This window comes from Rhodococcus cerastii (assembly GCF_033042195.1).
In the GTDB taxonomy this organism is placed as follows: Bacteria; Actinomycetota; Actinomycetes; order Mycobacteriales; family Mycobacteriaceae; genus Rhodococcoides.
On sequence record NZ_JAWLKF010000045.1, the window covers coordinates 1 to 616 of the forward strand.

At 66.7% G+C, this 616-nt stretch carries 2 pseudogenes; one reads left to right on the forward strand and one right to left on the reverse strand.

Features of this window, described 5'->3' with window-relative positions:
• A pseudogene (locus tag R3P93_RS24525) lies at positions 1-266 on the reverse strand (hypothetical protein); the annotation flags it as partial.
• A 149-nt stretch (positions 267-415) separates the two neighbouring features.
• On the opposite strand from R3P93_RS24525, the pseudogene R3P93_RS24530 reads away from it, so the two are divergent.
• Positions 416-616 (forward strand): annotated as a pseudogene (locus R3P93_RS24530) (hypothetical protein); the annotation flags it as partial.

Sequence of the window (616 nt, forward strand, 5' to 3'; positions counted from 1 at the left end):
GGCGTAGGCAGTGAACCGGGATGCCCGAGGTCGACGAGCACCCGTTCTGCGTGGGCGAGCGCGACGGGCGGCAGATCGATCCGGGAGCGAAAGAAATACAACCCTGCACCGGCGGGTCGGGGAATCTTCATGGGTTCGGAGACCACGGCGCGGCCGGCGGATAAAATCCACTGCTGATCGGTGGAGACGAAGAAGCGGAGGCTGAGCTGCGACTGGATGTTTCGGTATAGTGACGGGCATCCGGCGGTGAGGCCGGCGATACGCACGGGAACGTTGTTGATGGTTTGGTCGCCAGGTGACGCACGTTCCGGTGGCACCCACCCTGAAGTGGGTCCGAGCGTGGCAGATGGTTACTAAGGCCCGTCTGCCACGCTTCGTCGTCTCCAGGGGCTCAAGGTCGGGGAGGCGATCGTCGGTGGCGTACCAACTGAGTCCGGACGCGCCGGCGACCCGGCTGGACCCCGAGGCCGGCATCGGCAACACTCCGGCGGCCAAACCCGCCGGTTACCGGCCGGCGGCGAATTATGACGACCGCGCCGCCGACCGCGACGGGGCCCGGGTATTGGACGGGATGGTCGAAGACGCGGAGTTCACCCGCGCCCGTAAGGACTTGGAG